The organism is Novipirellula rosea, assembly GCF_039541335.1.
GTDB classification, from domain to species: domain Bacteria; phylum Planctomycetota; class Planctomycetia; order Pirellulales; family Pirellulaceae; genus Novipirellula; species Novipirellula rosea.
In genome coordinates, this window is sequence record NZ_BAABGA010000054.1 from 250314 (window position 1) to 274889 (window position 24576).

The window sequence follows — 24576 nt, forward strand, 5'->3', positions numbered from 1 at the left end:
CATGGCTTACCCACGAATCGCAAGTCTAAAAACGCACGATCAATTCATCTCCCGGCTTGCGGAACTGGGACTTAAGTTGCCGAGTGATGAAAACGTCCAGCAAGGAGAAGAATCACCGCTCGCACAACCGATTCAACTCAAGCACGATGTGATCGGGAATCGATTTTGTATTCTTCCGATGGAAGGTTGGGACGGCACGACCGATGGCAAACCAAGCGAGCTAACACGTCGCCGCTGGAAGAATTTTGGCATCAGCGGTGCCAAATTAATCTGGGGTGGCGAGGCGGTTGCGGTGCGACATGACGGGCGGGCGAATCCGAACCAGTTGATCATGACCGAGTCGAATTTGGCGTCGATCGAATCGCTGCGGCACGATTTGGTTGCCGCTCACGAAGAGCGATTCGGCAACAGCGATGACTTGCTTGTCGGTCTGCAGTTGACCCATTCTGGGCGTTTCGCCCGTCCGAATGAAAAAGCTCGCGCCGAACCTTTGATCGCACAGCGCAACCCTGGACTCGATCCGCGATTCGGGATCACCGACGATTCAAAACTGCTTAGCGATGATGATCTCAAAAGGTTGATCGAAGATTTCATCGCAGCTGCCGTGCGATCCCAACGGGCCGGTTATCGCTTTGTCGATGTCAAACATTGTCATGGCTACCTCGGGCACGAATTGTTAGGGGGACATGATCGAGCGGGCGAATTTGGAGGCTCGTTTGAAAATCGCACCCGGTTTTTGCGAGACATTGTTGCCGGAATTCGCTCGGAAGCTCCGCAGTTAGAAATCGGCGTTCGTGTCAGCATTTTTGACTTCGTGCCCTACAAACCTGGCAATGATCGCGTGGGGATTCCTGAGCCCAATGCCAATCCGAAATTGATGTTCGGTGGCGATGGTTCCGGCGCCGGGATGGATTTGAACGATCCGTCGCGACTGATGTCGTTGTTTGAATCGCTGGGGATTGAATTGGTTTGTTCGACCGCGGGCAGCCCGTACTACAATCCGCACATTCAACGGCCAGCGTACTTCCCGCCGAGTGATGGCTATCAACCGCCCGAAGATCCCTTGGTCGGAGTCGTTCGCCAGATTCAAGCGACCGCAAAAATCAAACAAATGCATCCCAATTTGACAATCGTGGGATCGGGATACACCTATTTGCAAGACTGGTTGCCGAATGTTGGGCAAGCCGTGGTGCGAACCGGAATGGCCGATTCGATCGGACTGGGACGCATGGTGTTGTCGTATCCCGATTTACCCGCCGATGTGATCGATGGCAACGTGATGACGCGAAAGAAGGTGTGCCGTACCTTCAGCGATTGCACGACCGCACCTCGAAATGGCATCGTCAGCGGATGTTATCCGCTGGATCCTTTCTACAAAGCGATGCCCGAACGCAAGCAATTAGCGGCTCTAAAAAGCGACGGCTAATCGCTCCGTGATCTTGGCGTTGATGCCTCGCATTGTCGCACGGCTTTCCAAGCCGTTAGCGTGCGTCACGCTGGATCGCCCGAGCGAGCGTCCCCTCGTTCCATCCGCAAGCGAAGGTTCACTGCAACGCTTCCAGCTTGGAAAGCTGGGCGACAATGGTGGAACGCCGGGCGACAATGGTTCTGGGAGGCCGTTTGAAGAGGATCTTTTGCAAGATCCACTACGATCATGCCCTCATTTCTTCGTTGGATTCTTTACGATCCCAGCTTCACTCGTTTGCCGGTTTTGGCGCTTTCGTAGATCGCCCGGATCACTTCGATACTGCGACGACCTTCGCGACCATCGATCGAGCAAGGGCGATCTTCGTTGATCGACGAGACAAACTCTTCGAACAACATGGTGTGGCCGTGGTGGCCAATCGACGATGGATCCGCGGCGCCGCCACCCGTCTCGGTCTTGCCCGCCATCGTTTTGCGAATCTCGGCATCCTTTTCCGTTTCGTTGGCAAATTGCCAATCGCGAATGTCTTCTTCTTCCAGGACGGCGGTGCCTTCGCTGCCGCTGATTTCAATCCGCTTGAGCGCTCCTGGGTAGGCGGTCGTCGTCGCTTCGATCACGCCGAGTGCCCCATTGGCGAATCGCAAATTGGCGACCACCACGTCTTCGACTTCGATTCGCTCGTGAGTCATCGTGTCCATCATCGCGCTGATTTCGACCACGTCGCCCATCAACCACAGCAGCAGATCGACGCTGTGGATCGCTTGGTTCATCAGCGCTCCGCCGCCATCGAGTTCCCACGTGCCGCGCCATGCACCGCTGTCGTAATAATCTTGCGTGCGATACCACTTCACGTAGGAATCGCCCATGGTGATTTTGCCGAAGCGGCCCTCCTCGACTGCCTTTTTCATGATTTTGCTTGACTCATGAAAGCGGCTCTGGAACGTCACGGCCAGCCGGACGCCGGCATCTTCGCACGCTTGGATGATCTGATCACAACGCTCGACGGTGATTTCGAGTGGTTTTTCGACGATCACGTGCTTCCCAGCCTGGGCGGCCAACACGGCGGGGTCGCGATGAGCACCGCTGGGGGTGCAGATCGAAACCGCTTGAATCTCGGGATCGGCTAACATCGCTTCGATCGACTCGTACGATTTGCAGCCATTCTTTTCGGCAAACGCCGCCGCTTGCTCCGGATTTCGAGTGGCACAGCCCACCAATTTTGCGCCTTTGGCGTCCTTGATTGCCTTGGAGTGAAAGCCTGCGATCATGCCGCAACCGATAATGCCAATCCCAATCGTCATCGTTTTCGCTTCTGTAGTGGGGTGAATGTTTCTTTTGGTGGTGTTTCCAGATTTGCTCTCACACGATACTTTTTCTATAGCTTCTTTACTACCTGCGATCACGGTGCCTGCTTGGCTGACGCCGCTGTCACGACCGCGAAGAGTTTGCATGAATTGCCCCGTTTACTGGACGAGGCTGCGGGGATCGCTGCGCACGTAAAGAAACTTCGCCCCCGAAAATTGGCCTCGGGCAAACCCTCTCGCCGTTCAACGAACCTTTCGCTGGCTTTTGATGGCGTTTGGGGCTCGATTCGCGGTCTGTTGGCCGCCGCGATTGCTCAGCACAAACCTAATGTGTTGGTGTTGCTGCCCAATGCGGCGGACGCCGATATCGTCGCCGGCGACGCGGTTGCATTTGGTTTGACCGATTCGATCTCGCTGCCACTCTCCTCGGGTGGCCAATCCTCGGGCAATCATCACCACCGCGATGCCGAATTTGCCGAGCGGCTGCAGGTGCTGCAGCGACTGCAGGATCGAACCTCCGAGGACCCCAACCCGCTGCTGGTGACCGCATTTATCGGCGGAGCGATGCAGCGAGTCCCATCGCCCGAGCGGCTCGATTCGGCAACACGAGTGCTGAAGGTGGGCGAGGAGGTCAATCCCGAGGCGATTCGCCGTTGGCTTGCCGAAGCCGGCTTCGCGGCAACCACCGCGGTCCAATTTCCCGGCGAATTTGCCACTCGCGGTGGCATCTTGGATATTTTTTCGGCCGATCAACCCAATCCGCTGCGGATCGAGTGGTTTGGGGACGAAATTGAATCGATCCGCCGCTTCGATCTTGGCAGCCAACGCAGTATCGAGTCGATCCGCGAAGTCGAAATCACTGCGATCAGCGGCGAAGACATCGAAGAGAAAACGGACGCCGAAACCAATTCCTTCGGATTGCTCGCCGATTATCTACCCGACGATACCCTCGTCGTGTTGGTCGATCCCCACGACTGCAAAACGTCCGCCGATGCGATCATCGATCGCTCGGGCGGCGACCCGCGTTTCGTCCCGTTTGACGATTTGATCGCTTCGCTACAGCGGTTTCCGATTGCGATTGCGAGTTCGTTGAACGAGGCGGTTGATGGCGCCGTTGTCGACCTGCGATCCGCCAGCGCCGACGGGTTCGCCGTCACGCTGGACGAAGCGTGTAAGCGAATCGATACGATCGCCGATAACCATGATATCATTCTGGTCGGCGACACCGCGGCCGATAGCGAGCGATTGTCGGAATTGCTTCGCGAAACGAATGCACAATCGCAAGGCCGTTTGCATTTGACCGTCGCCGAGCTGAGTGGTGGATTCCGCTTGGCCAGCGCCGAGGTCTTGGTGTTGACCGGTGCCGAGCTGTTTCATCGCAGCCCGGTCCGACGCCGGCAAACGCGAGCTCGCAGCAAACCGATTGCAAATCTGTTGCAGCTCGAAGTGGGCGATCTGGTCGTTCATCTCTCGCACGGCATCGGTCTGTATCGTGGACTGCAGCACATTGAAAAAAATGGGCAACATCTCGAACACTTGACGATCGAGTTCGATGGCGGCAGCAAGATCTATGTTCCCGCTTCGCGAATCGGGTTGGTCCAGCGTTACGTCGGCGGCACCAAGACACAGCCACGGCTTGCCAAAATCGGCAGCCAAGCTTGGCAGCGACAACGCAAAGCGGCCGAGTCAGCTGTCACCGACATGGCAAGCGAACTTTTGGAAATGCAAGCCGAGCGAACGTCACGCCGTGGGATCGCTTTCGATTCGGATTCCGCGTGGCAACGCCAATTCGACGCCAGTTTCCCTTATATCGAAACCGACGACCAAGTCACCGCGATCGATGCGTCCAAAGTGGATATGGAGACGCCCAAACCGATGGATCGGCTGATCTGTGGTGACGTCGGGTTTGGCAAAACCGAGGTCGCGATGCGGGCCGCGTTCAAAGCGGTCACCAGCGGTTATCAGGTCGCGGTGCTGGTGCCGACGACCGTGTTGGCCGAACAACATTACCACAGTTTTTGCGAGCGAATGGCCGAGTTTCCGGTCGAGATTGCTAAGTTGAGCCGGTTTTGTACCGCTGCCGAACAACGGCAAACAGTCAAAGATATTCGCCGCGGCAAAGTCGATATCGTGGTCGGAACGCACCGTTTGGCCAGCAAGGATGTGGACTTTGCTAACCTTGGTTTAGTGGTCGTCGACGAAGAGCAGCGGTTCGGGGTGGCGGTCAAAGAACGGTTGAAAACGCTGCACAGCAATGTCGACGTGATGACACTGTCCGCGACGCCGATCCCGCGAACACTGCACATGGCACTCGTCGGTGTCCGCGACATCAGCAACCTGGAAACGCCGCCCGCCGAACGGATGGCGGTGGAAACCAAGGTCACGCGTTGGGAGGATCAAATGATCCGCACCGCGATTGTCCGAGAATTGAATCGTGGCGGCCAGTTGTTCTTTATTCACAATCGCATCGGTGATATGCACACCGTATCGGAGAAAATCCGCCGCATCGTCCCCGAAGTCCGCATCGGGATCGGCCATGGCCAAATGGGCGAAGGCGAACTGGAACGCGTGATGGTCGACTTTATCGAGCACAAGTTTGACATGCTGCTGGCCACCACGATTGTCGAAAGTGGCATCGATATTCCCAATGCGAATACGATTTTTATCGACGACGCGGATCGTTATGGTTTGAGCGATCTGCATCAATTGCGAGGCCGTGTGGGACGCTATAAACATCAAGCCTACGCATATTTAATGGTCGCGCCGCACAAACATCTGACCCCTGAGGCTTCCAAACGACTCCGCGCGATCGAAGAGTTTAGTCACATGGGCGCCGGGTTCGCGATTTCGATGCGTGACCTCGAAATTCGTGGGGCCGGTAACTTGCTGGGCAGCCAACAGAGCGGCCATATCGCCGCCGTCGGTTACGAGATGTATTGCCAGTTGCTTGAAGATGCCGTTCGCCAAGCTCAGAAGTTGCCACCGAAATTGTCGGCCGAAGTCGATATCGATTTGCCGGTGGAAGCCTATCTGCCCGAAGATTATGTGCCGGACCTGCGACACAAAATCGATCTGTACCGCCGCATCGCGAAGATCGAAAATGCGTCGCAGATCAAGGAGGTGCGTACCGAGTTGCGAGACCGATTCGGCGTGCTTCCCGAGCCTGCCAAGCGGATGCTCGAACTCGCCGAATTACGGCTCGACGCCGCCGCGTGGCAGATCGCATCGATCACCTCGGATGCTCGTTTCATTGTGCTGCATTACACCGACCGAAAAAGGATCGAGCAGTTGGTACGGCAAAGTTCGATCGCGATTCGAATCGTCGATCACCGCCGCGCCTACATTCCGACCAAAGACTATGACATGGAAGTCGATGTGGCAGGAACAAGTTGGTTGCAGCTAGCGCGGGCCGCGCTGCATCTCGGCTAAGGTTAGAGCAGCCAATTCCGTAGCGAAACTCGCCAAGAGTTTCAGTCACGCTTCGTTGCTCACGGGAATAGTCAGGGATGCCAAATCAGTCGCTGACGCATCCACTCCCTCCGTTTTTTCGTGCCGAACGCACCTTATGCGATAGCCTTGGACTTTAGTCCAAGGATTTCTTGCCCGACAAATCACAACCCAACGCATCAGTTTTGATGTTGCGCATTTTTATTTAGGGGCAAAGCCCCGGACGTTTACCTAGCCCAGCCCAACGGGCTGGGACCAAGAAAACCAATGAATTGTAGGGCCAACGGTCCGGCCATTTATTCGGATCTACTGACGTCGGCTGGCAAATGGCCGGGCCTTTGGCCCGTTGGTTTCTTGGCATCGCAAAACTTACGCGTCACGTCCCACTAACTCGGCGGCCGGCTCGGGACGTTCCATCTGCGGCGTCTCTGGCTTGTGCCCTTCGCCTGGAACCGGGCCGATTTGATGAGTGCCCAGCGAGGGGAACACCGGTGCTAGCACGTATTGCCGGAACACGAACCAAAACAAATTGCGTTCGTTGAGTTGTGGATCAATGGTTGCTGCGATCGCCGCATGGGCCCGCGGTAATTCACTCCAGTGCATTCCGGGGTGGTCGTGGTGGGCGGTGTGGTAGCCGTTATTGAAAAACAGAAAGTTAAACCACCATCCGGTAAAGTTGCGGGAATGGTCATGCTCGGACCATGCGTCGGTGTGGATATGCTGGATGAAGTTAAAGAACATGATCACCGTGCTCGACAAAATCGCCGGCAAAATGACCGAGAAAAACCACAAGTACAATCCAAGTCCTGTTTGTTGATTGTGGTAAAGCACGGCGGCTAATACACCCAGCCCGATGTAGCCGCCCATCCAAACGACGTATTGGAAACGGATCCGGGCATACAGCTTCGGCTTGCGGGTTTTGACCTTTTCGATGTACTCGCGAATCGGAAAGCTTTGAAAATAGCCCGAGACGAACGGATAGCTCAGTACGACCCAAATGCTATGTTTGTTGGTGTAACGCCATGTTGCCGTCGCATCGCCGGGACGGTTCACGAATTGATGATGATTCAAGTTATGTGTCGGTACCCACATCAGCGTTGGGTAGCCGTAGAAGAGAGTCAGAACGTGACCAAATAAATGGTTCCAACGCGGTGACTTGAACGTGGCTCGATGGTTGTGATTATGAGAAATCGTGCCGCACGCGATCGCTAAATAGCAGCTGATCGGACTTAAATAAATCACCCAACTCGGGTCCGAATATTGAATCGCCACCAACGTTATGGCGATCAGGACCCACAAAACCGATCGAAAATCGGCGTGGTTGTGTAGTGACATCGTAGCGATCCCTCCGTTGAACGTGGGCTGCAGAGAATGGACACGCTATGAGAATGGAGTTTGCCCCGGAAAATCACGAACACCGTACTATCAAATGGCGTCGCGTATGGCGAGGTTTTTCAACTCAAAGTGTGAACCTGCGAACAGACTACGGCAACCTAAGCGGTTGTCAATCGAGGATTCTCAATTGGTGTCCCGCAGAGTTGCTCGCCGTCGATGTTTAATTTGCTGTTCGTGTTCAGTATGATGTCAGCTGCGTGTGACAAATCGTTCCTTCACGGGCGGGCACGACGTCCGCGTCGCGGAATGATCTTGTTTCCATTTGCAACCACCTTTGACGGTTAACTCACAGGGACACTCGTTATGCTGGGATTAATGGACGACCTTTACGCCTACAACGACTGGGCAAACGACAAGGTCATTGCACTTTGCAGCGGACTTTCGGACGCGCAGCTCGATATGCCACGTGAAATGGGATTTGGAACCCTGCGGGCGACGTTGTTTCATATCCTGACCGCCGAAGTCATTTGGATGGAACGATGGCAGGGAGTGCCGTGGCGTCCGTTCCCCAAAGACCCCGAAGGAATGTCAGTCGCTGCGATCGCGGACGGACTGAAACATGTCGCTCACAGTCGACGTGAGCTGATGATGGCAGAACAAGCGAACCGATGGAGTCGACGCGTTGAATACCAAGACAGTACACAAACGCCCTTCGATCATCGGTTGAGCGACTTGTTGTTGCATGTCGTCAACCATGGCGTTCATCATCGTGCTCAAGCTCTGAACTACTTGAAACAGTTTGACCGCACCGTCGTCGCTGGCATCGACTATTGCTTCTATCGACTTGCCAAACACGCCGTGACGCAAAGCCCCGAAGCGAAGGCAAGTTTAAAAGCGTATGGTTTAGAAGTCTCTGAGCCTAGCAACGAACGATGTCCGTGGGACGCAGAATGGGTCACTCGGCAATTTCAGTACAACGACTGGGCAACCCGCAAGGTGTTGGCGTTTTCAGCATCACTAACCGACGAACAACTCGATCGCGATTTCGCGATGGGGCCAGGTTCGATTCGCAAGACGCTTTTGCATCTGATGGATGCCGAGGCATGGTGGATCACGAATTGGAATGACGGTCCTCGGCCGTTTCCCCAAACTCCCGAAAGCACAAGTGTTGCCGAGTTAAGTGAAACCTGGCCCGGCTACATCGCGCAGCGAAACGCGTTTATCGCCAATGTCGATGACAACGAGGCAGAGCGGATTGTCGAGATTGCTGCCGGCGGACCCCACACGCGATTTCGGGTGGGAGAATCGATCCCACATCTCGCCTTGCATGGCACTCATCACCGTGCCCAGTTGATCAATATGTTCCGTCACGTCGGTGCGGAATGGACGAATATTGATTTGCTGTATGCGATCGACGACCTTCCCGAACCAACCGTCAAGCAATGATGTCATCGAGTACATGGCCGTGGACGTCGGTCAATCGGAAACGTCGTCCTTGGTATTTGTAAGTCAAACGTTCATGGTCGATACCCATCAGATGCAAAAGGGTGGCGTTGAAGTCATGGACGTGAACGCCGTTTTCCACGACGTTGTAGCCGAATTCATCGGTCGCCCCGTAGGTCATACCCGGTTTGATTCCGCCGCCGGCCATCCACGTGGTAAAGCATCGCGGGTGATGGTCGCGGCCGTAGTTGTCGTTTGTTAGCACGCCTTGGGTGTAGGAGGTGCGGCCAAATTCGCCTCCCCAAATCACCAGCGTATCGTCGAGCAGTCCGAGGCGTTTTAAGTCCTTCACCAGAGCTGCCGACGCTTGGTCGGTTTCCTGGGCTTGTCCCTTGATTTGTTTGGGCAGGTTCGAGTGCTGGTCCCAACCTTGGTGGTACAACTGAATGAATCGCACATCCCGCTCTGCCAAGCGTCGTGCGAGTAAGCAGTTCGCGGCAAACGTACCCGGTTGCTTGGCATCATCGCCATACAATTCGAATGTCGACTCGGGCTCGTCCGAAAAATCGGCGGCATCCGGAACGCTGGTTTGCATCCGGAACGCCATCTCGTATTGCGAAATTCGAGATTCGATTTCGGGGTCCAATTCCTTTTCAAACTGGTGCTGGTTCAGCGTTTTGATCGCATCCAATTGAGCTCGGCGGCGGGATGCCGGGATGCCCTCGGGATTAGACAAGTACAACACGGGATCGCTACCGCCGCGAAACTGGACGCCTTGGTACTTCGAATCCAAGAATCCATTGCCCCACAATCGGGCGTAAAGCGGTTGTCCACCTTGATTTGCCGAAACCAACACAATGAACGCCGGCAAGTCTTGGTTCTCGCTGCCTAATCCGTAGGACAGCCATGATCCGAGCGACGGTCGACCTGCGATCTGTGAACCGGTTTGAAACATCGTGATCGCCGGATCGTGATTGATCGCTTCGGTATGCATCGACTTGATAAAACAGACGTCATCCACAATGTCACGGTGATAGGGCAGCAAATCGCTCAGCCAAGCACCACTTTCGCCATGCCGAGAAAACTTGAAATGCGATCCCGCAATCGGCAGTGACGACTGATTTACGGACATGCCCGTTAACCGCTGTTGGCCACGAACTTCCGGCGGCAATTCCTGGCCGTTCATTTCATTGAGCAGCGGTTTGTAGTCAAACAAATCCTGCTGCGCCGGGCCACCGGACTGAAACAGATAGATAATCCGCTTCGCTTTGGGGGCAAAGTGAGTGCCGGTCGCTCCGCCGTGCGACGCGGCAGATGCTTGTGTGTCGCTGCCTAACAAACTCGCGAGTGCCGCGACACCCACACCGGTGCAACTGTTCTTGAAAAAGTGCCGTCGGTTTACGGCAAAAGGATCCAGTGACATGGCTTTATCGTTTCCAAATAGTGGCATCGAGGTTTAGGATCGCTTGACAAACGTTCGTCAACGCGGCCAGTTGGCTGGGATCTGTGTCATTCGCAAGCTTGGCCTCGCCTACGGACAACAACTCCGTCGCAGCCTCTGGGTTTTCGCTGTAGTAGGCCTGTTCGTCATTGAGTAATTGCTGCAATGTGGATAGCTCGAGTTCATCCGGTTCCCGTCCAGCCAATTTCAGGAAAGCCGTTTCCAGTGGAGCGTCGGCGTGCTGTTTCAGCAGCTGCTGAGCCATCACTCGCGCGGTCTCGATAAACTGCACATCGTTCAGCAGCACCAAAGCTTGCAGAGGTGTATTGGTTCGCGAGCGTTTTACGGTGCAGACTTCGCGTGTCGTCGAGTCAAACGCCATCATGTTCGGCAGCGGTGCGGTCCGTTTCCAAACCGAGTACAGCGAGCGGCGGTACAACGCCTTGCCGACCGATTGTTGGTAGGGCGGCGACATGCCGTTGGATTCTTTCCAAAGGTCTTCACCCGGTTGGTACGGTGATACCGGAGGACCGCCGATCTGAGCATTCAGTAGCCCCGACGCGGTCAACGCCAAATCGCGAATCTGCTCGGCTGCCAAACGATGGGCCGGTCCGCGAGCGAGGAAGCGATTGGTCGGATCGACTTCGATCTGCTCAGGCGTCGCCGCAGAATCTTGACGATAGGTGGCCGACAGTACGATAGTTTTGCAGATGCGTTTGACATCCCATCCGTGTTCGATGAAATCGCGAGCGAGCCAGTCGAGTAGCTCGGGGTGCGTTGGCAAATCGCCTTGCGACCCAAAATTCTCGGGGGTTCGCACTAGTGGGGCGGTGAAGAAATTGCCCCACAAACGGTTGACGGCCACTCGCGCGGTAAGCGGATGTTTCGGATCGGTCACCCACTGTGCCAAGCCCAGTCGGTTGTTCGGAGCGTTTTCAGGAAAAGCGAGCGGAAGCCCAGAGAGCGTTTCTCGCGTGACCCGCGTTTCTTCATTTTTAGGGGCGTCGTACTCGCCGCGGGCCAACACATGGGCCGGGCGTGGCAAGTCGGTTTCATCCATGATCGGAATCTCATTCATGGCCTCTTCCGCCATCACAAAATCTTTGCGTGCGGCTGTCAGCGATTGCATCGCCGCACGCGTCGTTTCATCTATCGCCGAGGCGAAATATTCAAAGCTCGGTTTGCCGTCATGCGTTTCGGTCTCGCCGCGAGCCAGTCGCTGTAATTCGATTTTCGTTAGCGCTCGCTCGTAGACACGAACATCGTCAATCAACCCACCGTCCAAACCACGGGCGCGAAAGCGTTGTCCCACTACAAATTCGCCGCCATGGTCAACAAGCACGTTGCAGCTCTTCTTTAACTGATCGCGCACGGTCGTTGTCGCCAGCGGTCGACCGTTCAGGTACAGCTTCAGTCCGGCGGCCTTTGATGATCCGTCATAGGTAGCCGTGATTTGATGCCACTCGTCCATCGGAATTGGATCGACCGTGCGAACGCTGATCGCATTGCCGGGCCAAACGCGAGCCATACGTGATTCGAGATAACCGTTTTCGATCGTCAAATCCCAGCCGTTGTAGCCGCAATCGGTACCGCGAGTGTGATGAGCGATGAGGCTGCGCAGCGGACTTCGCTTGGTCTCACGCATCGTCACGACCACCGACATCGGCAACCAACGGTCAAACGGCGTGATTCCGTGCGTCGTCACCCCACGCTCGCCATCGAGTTTCAGTGCTCCTCGCGGAGGCACCGCTTTGAGTTCCTTGGTGTCCGCTGCCAAGTGCGGATCAAGCCGGGCGACCGACGCGTCGCTGACCTCGACACGCTGCGGCATCGACGTCCAAGCTCGGTCCGACTCGGAGGGGTGATAGATCGATTTGAGCGAATTGTCAAAGTCGCGATCAAACGACAAGGCGAGTCGAAGATCGGGAATGCTTAGATCATCCGCCGACGCGGGCGTCCATGCTTCCCAGCGTTTTCGTGCCTCGACAAGTGACTGCTGATACACCTGTTCGGCTGCGGTCAGGTTTCGCTCTGCTTCCTCCAAGACGGCTTGTTGTTCATCGGTTGGTAATAACATCGACGGGCACGGCACTTTTTCAGTGCGGTCATAAACACCACTTTCATCGATCGAATTAAAGAACGCGGACAAGGAATAGTAATCACGCATCGGAATCGGATCGTACTTGTGGTCGTGGCATCGACAACACTCCATCGTCAACCCGAGCACCGCCGTACCAAAGGTATGAACCCGATCGGAAACGTTTTCGAGTCGCCATTCCTCGAACACTGCGCCCCCTTCGTTGTTCAAGCGGTGAATGCGATTGAACGCAGTCGCAACCCGCTGTTGCCGAGTGGGATTTTCAAGCAGATCGCCGGCAATTTGCCATGTCAAAAATTGGTCATATGGAAGATTCTCGTTGAATGCCTCGACCACCCAATCGCGATAAGGCCACTGTGTATTAAGTTTGTCCGATTGATAGCCGTAGGAATCGGCATAGCGAGCGGCATCGAGCCAAGCGACCGCCATGTGTTCGCCAAAAGCCGCCGCATCGAGTAACGAATCGGTGGCCGCTTCGTACGCTCGTTCACCCGATGTTTGCAGCGCCGCTTCAAAGTCGGCGATCGCTTGGGTGGTTGGCGGCAGTCCGGTCAAATCCAACGTCACCCGCCGTAACCAACGTAGCGGTGCTGCCTCGGGATTAGGCGTCAGATTCTCAGATTCCATTCGTGCCAACACAAAGCGGTCGAGCGTTTGACGACACCACTGTTCCTGCATCACCGCAGGAACGTCCACCGCGTCGGGCAGCAGTTCAAATGCCCAGTGACCTTCATACGCGGCACCCTGCTCGACCCAGGCTTGAATCGTTTGTTTTTCCTCTTCGCTTAGCTCGATTTTGGATCCCGGCGGCGGCATCAACATGTCGGGATCGTCGCTGGTGATCCGCTCGACCAGATCGCCCGATTCGATCACGTCAATCGCTTCCTCGCGTGAATCGAGCCGCAATCCCGCTTCCTGCGTATTGGTGTCCGGGCCGTGACAAAAGTAACACTTGTCTGACAAGATTGGGCGAATATCGCGATTGAAATCAAGCTCTTTGGCCGACAGAACCGGTGCAGTCAAAACAGCAAACCAGCTCGTCAGCAACGTGATCAGTGCGGGGCGTGGCATCGGAATGGGGGGCTCTGTAAAGAAGAAGATAGGAATGCGAAATCTGTGGCTCATTCGCACCCATTATCGCCGCGGGTAACCGAATTGTCTTGCACGACGGACTTAAAACGGTGTAAAATCCAGCTATGAAAAATACCGGTTTGCGTGAGACCTTTTTTGAGCAACTTGGTCCGAGTGACCAAGCGTTTGCGCTGTTCGACTATTTGCCGGGGCTGTCGTTCTTCGTAAAAGATCGCCAAGGCCGTTTTATGTCGCTGAATCGGCGAGGCTGCGAGTACTGCGGGGTGGCGTCCGAGGCGGAGGCGATTAGAAAGACGGATCACGACTTTTTTCCCAAGTCACGCGCCGACGAGTACCGCGCCGACGATAGGTTGGTGATGGAATCGGGCGAAGCGATCGCCAATCGTGTCGAAAGTGCTCCCGAGGATGCCGGATCGCCGCGGTTGGTGATGACCAGCAAGGTACCGCTGCGAGATCGGCGTGGACGCGTGATTGGAGTGGCGGGTTTTTCGCGTCAGATTGAACGCATTCAAACTCCATCGGGCACCGTGGATGCCTTTGCCAACGTGATCGCGCACCTACACACGCATTTCGCCGACAATCTTTCCACCCAGCTGCTGGCCGACATGGCGGGGCTTTCGGTCAGCCACTTCGAGCGGCGATTTCGTCACGCCTTTGGCGCCTCGCCACGCCAGTATCTCGTCCGCGTGCGGATTGAGCATGCCGCAAAGTTGTTATTGGAAACCGAGCAAACCGTATCTGAAATTGCGCACGCGTGTGGCTTCTATGACCATGCCCACTTTAGCCGCAGCTTTCGCCGGATCATGAATTGCTCGCCATCGCAGTATCGAAGCTAATGTCGCGCGACGTCGGTGGTCAAGAAAGCCGCCCGACGTCGGAAATCTACACAGGGATGTCCGACACATCCGGCGACCATCGGCACGCCTACAAAATCGAACCCGGTCGATAGCTTGCCGCTTCAGGATTTTTGCTGGTGATCGCTTCGATTCGCGAGATCACGTTTTGCACCTGAGTCGTGGCGTTGCCGATGAATTGCTTGGGATCGCCGATCGCCGCGTTCAGAGCTTCGGCATCCATTGGGATGCGATCATCGCCAGCCAATCGCTCGATCAAATCGTTGTCATCGCGTCCGCTTTCACGCATCGCGAGCGCCGCAGATACCGCATGTTCCTTGATCGCTTCGTGTGCTGTTTCTCGGCCCACGCCCGCTTTGACCGCAGCAACGAGAATCTTGGTCGTCGCCAGGAACGGCAAGTAGCGACGCAATTCGCGGTCGATCACAGCAGGGTAGGCACCGTAATCCACCAGCACGGTCAGGAACGTTTCGAGTTGTCCGTCGATCGCCAAGAACGCGTCCGGAATCGCCACACGGCGGACAACACTGCAGCTGACGTCGCCTTCGTTCCATTGATCGCCAAGCAATCCGCCGACCATCGTTAAATAGCCACGCAAGATCACGTTGAATCCGTCGATCCGTTCGGCCGAGCGAGCGTTCATCTTGTGAGGCATCGCCGACGAACCGACTTGACCTGGTTTGAACCCTTCGGTTGCCAATTCTGCACCGGCCATCAATCGCAATGTGCGAGCAAAGTTGGCGGGCGCTGACGAAAGCTGGGTCAGCGCCGAGATCACGTCAAAGTCTAGTGATCGTGGATATACTTGGCCCACCGAATCGAAACATGATTCAAAGCCAAGTGATTTCGCGATCCGGCTATCGAGTTGATCCAGTTTGCCAGCGTCACCTTGGAACAAATCGAGCATGTCTTGCTGAGTGCCGACGGGGCCTTTGATGCCTCGCAGCGGATAGCGAACCAATAAATTGTCAATTCGATCGTAGGCGACCAACAACTCTTCGGCGATATTGGCGAACCGTTTACCCACGGTGGTGACTTGCGCGGGGACGTTGTGGCTGCGACCGGCAATGGCTAGCTCGCTGTATTCTGCCGCTCGTTCCGCCACCAACGACAGTGCGGTGACGATGCGGTCACGAACCAGATTCAGTGCCGAACGAATCTGCAGCTGCTCGACGTTCTCGGTCAAGTCGCGTGATGTCATCCCTTTGTGGATGTGCTCGTGGCCCGCCAATTCGTTGAATTCTTCGATGCGGGCTTTCACATCGTGCTTGGTGACTCGTTCGCGGGCGTCGATGGCAAACAAGTCGACGTTGTGGATCACCGAGCGGTACGCCTGGATCACCCCGTCAGGAACGTGAACCCCGAGGTCCTTTTGAGCCTCCAGTACGGCAATCCACAATTCCCGTTCAAGAACGACCTTGTTTGCGGGCGACCAGATTTTCACCATCGCTTCACTCGCGTAACGCGATGCAAGAATATTGGGGAGATCGGTCGACACGTTGGGACTCCTGACAGAGATGGGGGAAAGCTCATTCACAAACGAAGTGCCGGAATATACGCTTTGGACTGCGTCGCGTGAAGCATCGGCCTATTTCGGAGCGAAATCTACCGTGATTTCCTTCGTTTTTCCCCGATTCCCATCTCGCGTTCGCGGTCTTCCTGTCCCCCCATCCTGCTCTGCAAACCTTGGTCAACCCTCCTGCGAATTTGATTCATCATGAACCAAGGCACCACCCCAAACGAACGACGTCAAGCGATCATTGCGTTGGTCTTAGTCAATGCGATGTGGGGGGCCTCGTTTCCGATCATGAAGTGCTTGAACCTTCAAGTGGATGATCATTTCGCCGTCACCGAGTTGACTGCGTCGGGTTGGCTGCGGACAAGTTCAGCATCGTGGTTGATTGGGTTGAGGTTCGCGATCGCGTTTGGACTGTTTGCGATCTTACTGCGAGGCACGCTGCGTCGTGTGCAGCTGCCTCATCTGTTGGCCGGTGCAGCGATTGGCGTCATGTTTTTCTTGGGGCTGCTGCTGCAAGTCATTGGATTAGCCACGATCCCTGCGTCGCGGAGTGGCTTTTTGACGAGTTTGGTGGTGATCATCACGCCGCTAATCAACACACTGCTTCGGAAACAATTGCCACGCCGCTGTGTCATGCTTGGTGCCTTGGTGGCGTTGGCCGGAGTCGCGACGTTGACTGGACTGATCGTGATCCAGGATGGTCAGATTTCACTCGCCAGCGATGCGTTGTCGCGGTGGACGGTGGGGGATTCCTTGACCACGTTGGCCACGTTGTTCTTTAGTGCTCAAATCTTGCTGGTGGACGTGTTTGGAAAACGCTACGAGTCGGTGTTGTTCACGCCAAGTATGTTCGGCACGACAGCGATCTTGGCAATGATCGTCTTCGCGGGGCTGAGTCTGCCAGTGCCGGAAACGGCAACCGGTGGCTGGACCGCACTGGCATTGCAGCCGCGGTTCTATCTGCTGCTAGGCGTGCTGTGTTTCTTTCCCTCGCTGGTGGCATTTGTTTGGATGAACAAGTACCAACCACGTTTGACCGCGGGGCAAGCCGCGGTGATCTACACGTGTGAACCCTTGTTCGCGTCCACCTGGGCCATGTTTATCCCCGCGATGCTCAGTGCGTGGTGCGCGGTTCACTACGCCAACGAAGAATTCAGCACGCCGCTGCTGATCGGCGGATCGCTCGTGCTGGTCGCCAATATCCTTGCCTTGTGGCCTGAAAAGAGGCCCGAAAAAAGGCCCGAGAAAATAGCCACCGCGTCCTAATCACACGATCCAGCGGATGAATCGGCAGCAACGGCTCGATCGAGTCTGTTAAGATGATGGCGGCGTTTGAGTCTTCTACGAAACGTATCTCCTCCTCAAGAAACGAAGCATTATGGATCGCCGAAACTTTCTCACTCGCACCGCCGCACTTGCCTCGATTGCAACGACTGCCCACACCGCGCGTGCTGCCGCACCTGCTGCTGCGAAGCCTCGCCGCGTCGGTTTGATCGGTTGTGGCTGGTACGGCAAGTGCGATCTACTGCAACTGATCAACATTGAACCGGTCGAGGTGGTGTCGCTGTGTGATGTCGATGCCAACATGCTTGATGAAGCAGCGGGGCTTATCGAGTCGCGACAAGTTTCCAAAAAACGCCCCCGCGTGTATGCCGATTACAAAGAGATGCTCGCCGAGAAAGATCTTGATATCGTCTTGATCGCAACGCCGGACCATTGGCACGCACTTGCGATGATCGCCGCAGTGGAGGCCGGAGCTGATGTCTATGTTCAAAAGCCCACGGGGGTCGATGTGCTCGAGAGTCGAGCGATGTTGGATGCCGCGCGTCGCACAGGGCGAGTGGTGCAAGTCGGAACGCAACGACGCAGTACGCCTCACTTGATCGAAGCGAAACAAAAAGTCGTCGACGCTGGATTGCTCGGCGATGTGGCGTTCGCCGAAGTGTGTTGTTACTACCACATGCGAGCCAAGAAAAATCCGCCAACCATCGCGCCGCCGCCCTCTTTGGACTTTGATCGTTGGACCGGTCCCGCACCCCTGCGTCCGTACAACGAACTGATTCATCCACGTTCTTGGCGGGCGTTTATGGAGTATGGAAATGGCATCGTTGGCGATATGTGTGTGCATATGCTCGATATGGTTCGCTGGCAACTTGGCCTCGGATGGCCTCGTCGCATCAGTAGTGCGGGTGGGATCTTGGTCGATACCGATTCGATCGCCAATATCACCGATACGCAAACCGCCACCTTCGATTTTGAAGATCTCAATGTGGTTTGGACACACCGCAGTTGGGGATCGGCACCGGATCCCGAATTTCCCTGGGCCGGCATCATTTATGGATCCAAAGGAACGTTGAAGTTAAGCGTTCAGAAGTATGAATTCATCCCGCGTTCAGGCGGACAAAAACTAACCGGCAACGCCGTCATCGAACTCGATCAATATCCGAGCGATCAATCGGATGCCGACAAATGGAATATGGAATTGCACGTCGCATCGGCAATCCGCGGGCACATGCGAGACTTTCTCAATGCAATCGATGATCGATCCAAACCCGTTGCCGATATTGAACAAGGCCACATCAGTAGTGCCTCGTGCATCCTGGCCAACAATGCACTCGCGTTGGGCCGGACGCTGGAATTTGATCCGCTGACGAATACGGTCGTTGGGGATGAGGAAGCGACGAAGATGCTCCGGCGTCCCTATCGCGAGCCGTATCAACATCCAGCGGGTTAAAAAATACGGGCCAACGTCAATCTTTATTTGATCCGGCGGCGTTAGCCACGGGGATGTTTCCTGCGATATTGGCGCTCACCACGGCAAACGCCGTCGGCTCAGATCATTGTCTGGGATGACTGATGCTGAGCCGCTTAGCGCAACGCTGTGAAGCATTTTGCTTCTAGAGTTGTGCTAATTTAGCGTAGCGGAAGTCGCCAAGACTTTCGTTTTAACGACGTATGCCCCCGAAACTCTTGACGAGTTCCGCTACAGGAATTGCTTCGCAGCGTTCCGCTTAGCGAGTCGGTGTCGGTTCGATTTCGATCGCGGGAGCGGCAACAGCGTGGCCGATGCCGTGTTGGGAATCGACAACGAAATAGCATACCACTGAAATCACAATGACCCCGATCAAGTTCAAAGCGAATCCCGCTTTGGCCATGTCGCGGACGGTCAATTGTTCGGATCCAAACACGATCGCGTTGGGCGGCGTCGCCACGGGTAACATGAACGCGCAACTTGCGGACAACGCCGCCGGAACCATCAAGAACGCAGCATTGTAGCCCGCACCCTCGGCCGCCGCGCCCAGGATCGGCATCAACAACGTCGTTGTCGCTGTGTTGGAGGTGACCTCGGTCAAAAACGTCACCGTCAAACAGATCACCGCAATTAGCAAGAGCGGATGGAGTCCCGATAGGTGCGAGAACTGGCTGCCGATGATGACGGAAAGCCCCGTCACTTCGGCCGCCTTGGCGATCGCCAATCCGCCTCCGAACAGAATCAAAATACCCCAGGGAATGTCTCGCGCGGTTTGCCAATCGAGCAATCGGTCGGCCTCCACACGCTCGGCTGTTTTACCATTTTTTGATTGATGACCGGTCGTGGTGCCGCTGGGGATCAAAAACAACACGATCACGGCGGCCAGTCCAACGGTGGCGTCATGAGCCATCGGGACATTAAACAGTGCCGACCATCCGCCATAGGGGGCGCTGCGAGTGATCCACAGAAACGCGGTCAACGACAACACGCCCAGCACACGTCGCTGAGCACTTGTCCAGCGGCCGAGATCTTGAAGCTGCATCGAACAGCTTCGCGACAAGCCACGTGTTAACAACACGCCGGTCACCACAATCATGATCGCTGCGACGGGCACGCCCACTTTCAGCCACGAGAAAAAATCGACGGTTCGCTCGTTCTGTTGCTCGTAAATCGAGACAAACACGCCATTGGGAGGCGTTCCGATAATCGTCGCAATCCCGCCGATGCTCGATCCATATGCGACTGCCAACAACAGCGGCACGTGCAGCCGCGAGTCCTTCTGTTCGTGTAGTACCGCAATCGCGACGGGCAACATGATCAGCGCCGTTGCGGTATTCGAGATCCACATGCTCGAAAATGCCGTGGCGGCCAAAAAACCGAGCACAATACGTCGCTGGGAACTTGTCCCTAACAACTTCATCAAGCCATGCGAGACTCGCAAATGGGTTTGCGAGTGTTCGGCGGCTCGTGAGATCATAAATCCGGCCATGAACAACAGCACGAACTTGTCGCCATAGGCTTCGGCGAGCAGGCGATGGTCTAACACCCCGGCAAAGGGAAATACGACAAACGGAACCAGCGACGTGACCGGGATCGGAACCGCCTCGGTGCACCACCAAACGCCACACAGCGAGGTCACTGCGGCAGTGACCGCGGCGGGATGCGAAAGCCCAAACGTCGTCACGCACAGTCCATAGACGAGAAACCCTACAGCGATTCCGGCAGCGGTACAGAGAGCGCGAAAGTGCAGCATTCCAGCGAGTTCCAGGCTAAAGCAATTCGAGGTAGGAAAGGGTATAGAGCGAGATCAAGCTGACGACGCTGGGGGATTTGAACACCGTCATTGAAGCTCAACAGTGTAGCGGATCCGAGGGGGGAAGGGCCTTTTGTCGCAGACACTCTCGCAGAACATCGCTGCATTGAAGATAGGAACAGGGGGAATTGAGAGCGTTCCACCTGCTTGCACTGCGTTGGAATCGTAGTAAATCGGCTGCTGAAACGCTGGAAAGACGTCTGATTTCTGCCAAATCGTCCGAGCGGGTATGTCGTCGCGACTGTGGCCGGACCAGACAAACGTTTCCTGCGAATCCATGCGGCGAAATGCTCGGCAATTTTCAACGTTACTCGTCTCTGCTAAACGATTAGTAAACGCTAGAATAAAGGTCGTCGAAGCGACAATTTCTTTTCTGTTAGAAAATTGGGTTCCCAATATGAGCACCGAAACCAACGCCAGCCGTGCGTATCAGCATCTACGAAACAAGTTGATCTCAGGCGATTTTGAACCGGGCGCTCGTCTGCTGTATGGTCCGATCGGCAAAGAAATCGGAGTCAGTGCAACGCCAGTGCGAGAAGCCGCCGGTCAGCTCGCCAACGAAGGCTTGGTCGATCTGGTTCCTAACATGGGAGCCATCGTACGCTCGCTTGATCGTGCCGCCTTAATCGATATCTACGAAGTTCGCGAAGTCATCGAGCCCTACACGGCGGCTCGGGCTGCGGAACGGGCCACGCCGGACCAGATTGCCAAGATTCAAGCCGAACTGACTCGGATGGAAGAGTTAACCGCGAAACAAGAGAAATCCTCAGCTCAGTTCGCGGGCAAGCGGATTAAAGGTCAATTTGACAAAGCCGATTATCAATTTCACATGTTGATCATCGAAGCCACTGGAAATCAGGCGCTCGTCCACACCGCGTCTCAATCGCAGGTCTTAACGCGAGTGTTTGGAATCCGCCGACATCGTCATGACGTCGTTGCGATGAAACGAACCTGCAAAGATCACCAAAAGATCTTTCGGGCAATCAAAAAACACGATGCCGACGCCGCTCGCGAGGCCGCAGCGGCTCATATCCGCAACGGTTTGAAAGTCTCGCTGATCGAAATCGACGGCAATGAAAACGGCGACGCGTAACGCTGCTGTCCCAGTCCAGCCCCGAGCCGCAGCGGATACAGGTCAAGAGTTCTGTTCCCGCAGCAGAGGGAAACGAGCAGTCTCTTAATCATACTCTTAATCTTAATCCCGGTCCGCGCAACCGGGCGGCTCGGGTGCAATGCAGAGTGTTTAAAGGTTGGGGGGGGAGGAGAGAAAGCGATGCGACAGTTCGATCACGAAAAACTGAACGTCTATCAATCCTCGATTTCATTTGTCGCTTGGGGAACCGACATTCTTGAGTCCATTCCCAAATCGCGGGCCGTGCACAGTCAGTTCGATCGTGCGTCGACGTCGATTCCGTTGAACATCGCCGAAGGCAATGGCAAATTCACTGATTCGGATCGTTGTCGATATTTCGACATCGCACGCGGATCAGCATTGGAATGTGCTGCGAGTTTGGACGTCATGGTTGCAAAACGCCTCATCGAAAAATCGTCAGCAGACGAAGGTAAAAGTTTGCTGAACGAGATTATTTCAATGCTGGTAGGCTTGATTCGAGCGAATTCGACGGAACGAAAACATTAGTCTCGGTTGGACTCTTGGTCATAATCCAGTCCGCGCAATCGCCCCGCTCGCGTGTGATCCGGTGGAGATTAGGATTAAGAGTAAGATTATGATTAAGAAAGGAAAAAGGCAACGAAGGCGCGCGGTCGTAGTTTCTCGAGACGCAGCGGGGACAACGGCAAGAATTCCATTCCCATAGCAGAGGGAAACGAGCAGTCTCTTAATCTTAATCTTAATCTTAATCTTAATCATACTCTTAATCTTAATCCCGGTCCGCGCAACCGGCCGGCTCGGGTGCGACCCGGTGGAGATTAGGATTAAGAGTAAGATTATGATTAAGAAAGGAAAAAGGCAACAAAGGTGTGCGATCGTAGTTTCTCGAGACGCAGCGGGGACAACGGCAAGAGTTCCATTCCCATAGCAGAGGGAAACGAGCAGTCTCTTAATCTTAATCATACTCTTAATCTTAATCCCGGTCCGCTCAACCGGCCGGCTCGGGTGCGACCCGGTGGAGATTAGGATTAAGAGTAAGATTATGATTAAGAAAGGAAAAAGGCAACAAAGGTGTGCGATCGTAGTTTCTCGAGACGCAGCGGGGAGAACGGCAAGAGTTCCGTTCTCATAGCAGATGCAAGCGAGCAGTCTCTAAATCTTACTCCCGACCGCGCATCCGGCCGGCTCGGGTGCAATCCGGTGGATATTGTGATTAAGAGTAAGATGATGATTAAGAAAGGAGGGCGCGACCGCGTGCGAGCGTGATTCTCACGCCGCACCGCTACCCAAAAAAGTCGATGGTGATGGCACTAACGCTGGGCTAGTGTCGTGGCTAGCTTGCGGTACTCGTTGTACAGCGGGTCGTAGGCCGCGGTTCGCTCGCTTCGCGGGCGGACGACATCTTGTTTCCCCTCGGGAACCCCCGCCATCGCGGTCGCCGCTTCGCTGACACTTGAAAAACCGCTCGCTTCGGATCCGGCCGCGATCATTCCCAACACCGCCGCACCGACCGCCGGACCTTGTGTGGATGGATGAATTTCAATTTCCATCCCCAGCACATCGGCATACACTTCGACGAACGCACGGTTGTGATGCGGCAATCCTCCGGTGGCAATCAGTCGATGGATCGGGGCGCCGCCATCGCGTAGCATTTCGACGATCCAGCGGAGCCCAAACGCCGAGCCTTCCATTAACGCTAGATACAAATGTTCTGGACCGTGCTCGAGGCCTAGTCCGGTAAACGCACCCCGCAGACTGCCGTCCATCAACGGGGTACGGCAACCATTCATCCAGTCGATACACATCACTCCCTCGGCACCCGGTGGCAATCGCAGTGCCGCCTCGGCGAGTGAGTCAAAGGAATCGAGTCCAAGCAATCGCCGCAGCCATGCGAACGCGTCACCGACCGCCGCTTGGCCTGTTTCGTAGCCAAACATGCCTGGCAAAATACCGCCGTCGACCACGCCTGCGATCCCAGGGATATCGGCCGCGGTGTTGGCGTTGAGCATGTGACAACTGCTAGTCCCCATCACCATCACCAACACTCCGGCGTCCGCGGCGCCGACCCCGGGGACCGCGGAATGCGCGTCAATAATTGCGGTCGAAACCGGAATGTTTTCGCGAAGTCCGAATCGCTGAGCCATCGCCGCGGTCAAGCCTCCGGCCGGTTCGCCAGGCGATCGCATTACCCCAGGCATGCAATGCTTCGCAGCCTCGGCCAGCTTGGGATGGACTGCCGCAAAGTACTCGCTCGACGGATAGCCCTCCTTCGCCGACCACATCGCCTTGTAACCCGCTTGGCACGTCGATCGGGTCAGCGACGCAGCCTCCCCGCCCACCAATTGCCACACGAACCAGTCTCCGGCTTCCAGCCAAACGTCGGCAGCCGAGGCGACTTCGGGAGCGTTTTCGATCGTTTCGAGCATTTTTGGGAAAAACCATTCTAACCCGATCGTGCCGCCATACCGCTGTAAGAACGATTCGTCACGCTCTCGGGCGATCGCATTCATCCGCTCGGTTTGCTCGAGTGCACCGTGATGCTTCCATAGCTTCGGCCATGCCAACGGAGTCGATCGGAACGCCTCGAGTTCACAGAGCGGCGTGCCCTGGAGTGTGGTTGGCAACATCGTGCAACTGGTAAAGTCGACTCCGATTCCAACGACACTCGCGGCATCGATTCCCGCTTCGCTAATCGCGGCGCGTGTTGCTTCGGCGGCCGAATCGATCCAGTCGCCTGGGGCTTGCAGTGCGTACCGCGGCGGCAATGGGGCGTCACAACCCGGCAGCGTCTGAGTGATTTGGCCATTGGCATAATCACGCGAAGCGAGCCCGAGTTGGTTGCCCGCAGCGTCGATCAAGATCGCACGCACCGATTCGGTTCCAAAGTCTAATCCGAGGGCGACCGGCTCTCTCGAGGCAGTTGAGTTCATCACCGTTCCTT

At 55.6% G+C, this 24576-nt stretch carries 15 protein-coding genes; 8 read left to right on the plus strand and 7 right to left on the minus strand.

The genetic code is table 11. The features are described 5' to 3' along the window. Window position 1 precedes the first annotated feature (1 nt). Complete coding sequence (locus ABD971_RS22010) at window positions 2–1426, plus strand: oxidoreductase (protein ID WP_345325595.1); 1425 nt, start codon at window positions 2–4, stop codon at window positions 1424–1426. A gap of 254 nt (window positions 1427–1680) precedes the next feature. Here ABD971_RS22010 and ABD971_RS22015 read toward each other — a convergent pair whose 3' ends face one another. Further along, window positions 1681–2727, minus strand: a complete 1047-nt coding sequence (locus ABD971_RS22015) for a Gfo/Idh/MocA family protein (RefSeq protein ID WP_345325597.1) — start codon at window positions 2725–2727, stop codon at window positions 1681–1683. Between the two features lie 111 nt (window positions 2728–2838). Here ABD971_RS22015 and mfd point away from each other — a divergent pair, with 111 nt between their 5' ends. Next, window positions 2839–6159, plus strand: coding sequence for a transcription-repair coupling factor (gene mfd, locus ABD971_RS22020; protein WP_345325599.1), 3321 nt, complete (start codon window positions 2839–2841; stop codon window positions 6157–6159). Between the two features lie 387 nt (window positions 6160–6546). Here the strand turns inward: mfd and ABD971_RS22025 are convergent, their stop codons facing one another. Continuing rightward, entirely contained in the window at window positions 6547–7512 is a 966-nt protein-coding gene (locus tag ABD971_RS22025; RefSeq protein WP_345325601.1) for a fatty acid desaturase family protein, read from the minus strand. A 363-nt stretch (window positions 7513–7875) separates the two neighbouring features. Here ABD971_RS22025 and ABD971_RS22030 point away from each other — a divergent pair, with 363 nt between their 5' ends. Next, window positions 7876–8958 (plus strand): DinB family protein, encoded by a 1083-nt coding sequence (locus tag ABD971_RS22030; RefSeq protein ID WP_345325603.1) that lies wholly within the window; start codon window positions 7876–7878, stop codon window positions 8956–8958. Here ABD971_RS22030 and ABD971_RS22035 read toward each other — a convergent pair. Beyond that, complete coding sequence (locus ABD971_RS22035) at window positions 8948–10378, minus strand: DUF1501 domain-containing protein (RefSeq protein WP_345325605.1); 1431 nt, start codon at window positions 10376–10378, stop codon at window positions 8948–8950. The genes ABD971_RS22030 and ABD971_RS22035 overlap by 11 nt on opposite strands. Before the next feature lie 4 nt (window positions 10379–10382). Next, the gene (locus ABD971_RS22040; RefSeq protein ID WP_345325607.1) at window positions 10383–13565 is read right to left on the minus strand and encodes a DUF1553 domain-containing protein; all 3183 of its coding nucleotides are present in this window, start codon (window positions 13563–13565) and stop codon (window positions 10383–10385) included. A 125-nt stretch (window positions 13566–13690) separates the two neighbouring features. On the opposite strand from ABD971_RS22040, the gene ABD971_RS22045 reads away from it, so the two are divergent. Continuing rightward, window positions 13691–14422 carry an AraC family transcriptional regulator gene (locus ABD971_RS22045; protein WP_345325609.1) on the plus strand — a complete coding sequence of 244 codons (732 nt, stop codon included), beginning with the start codon at window positions 13691–13693 and terminating at the stop codon, window positions 14420–14422. Window positions 14423–14510: 88 nt separating this feature from the next. Here the strand turns inward: ABD971_RS22045 and purB are convergent, their stop codons facing one another. Next, the gene (purB, locus tag ABD971_RS22050) at window positions 14511–15938 is read right to left on the minus strand and encodes an adenylosuccinate lyase (protein WP_345325611.1); all 1428 of its coding nucleotides are present in this window, start codon (window positions 15936–15938) and stop codon (window positions 14511–14513) included. Between the two features lie 219 nt (window positions 15939–16157). On the opposite strand from purB, the gene ABD971_RS22055 reads away from it, so the two are divergent. Next, on the plus strand, window positions 16158–17225 hold the full coding sequence (locus tag ABD971_RS22055) for a DMT family transporter (RefSeq protein WP_345325613.1): 1068 nt from the start codon (window positions 16158–16160) through the stop codon (window positions 17223–17225). Window positions 17226–17337: 112 nt separating this feature from the next. Continuing rightward, complete coding sequence (locus ABD971_RS22060) at window positions 17338–18693, plus strand: Gfo/Idh/MocA family protein (protein WP_345325615.1); 1356 nt, start codon at window positions 17338–17340, stop codon at window positions 18691–18693. Between the two features lie 277 nt (window positions 18694–18970). Here ABD971_RS22060 and ABD971_RS22065 read toward each other — a convergent pair whose 3' ends face one another. After that, window positions 18971–20464 (minus strand): SLC13 family permease, encoded by a 1494-nt coding sequence (locus tag ABD971_RS22065; RefSeq protein WP_345325617.1) that lies wholly within the window; start codon window positions 20462–20464, stop codon window positions 18971–18973. Between the two features lie 457 nt (window positions 20465–20921). On the opposite strand from ABD971_RS22065, the gene ABD971_RS22070 reads away from it, so the two are divergent. Then, on the plus strand, window positions 20922–21617 hold the full coding sequence (locus ABD971_RS22070) for a GntR family transcriptional regulator (protein ID WP_339937719.1): 696 nt from the start codon (window positions 20922–20924) through the stop codon (window positions 21615–21617). A gap of 180 nt (window positions 21618–21797) precedes the next feature. Continuing rightward, window positions 21798–22163, plus strand: a complete 366-nt coding sequence (locus ABD971_RS22075) for a four helix bundle protein (protein WP_345325620.1) — start codon at window positions 21798–21800, stop codon at window positions 22161–22163. A 782-nt stretch (window positions 22164–22945) separates the two neighbouring features. Here ABD971_RS22075 and ABD971_RS22080 read toward each other — a convergent pair. Next, entirely contained in the window at window positions 22946–24565 is a 1620-nt protein-coding gene (locus ABD971_RS22080; RefSeq protein WP_345325622.1) for a ribulokinase, read from the minus strand. Window positions 24566–24576 lie beyond the last annotated feature (11 nt).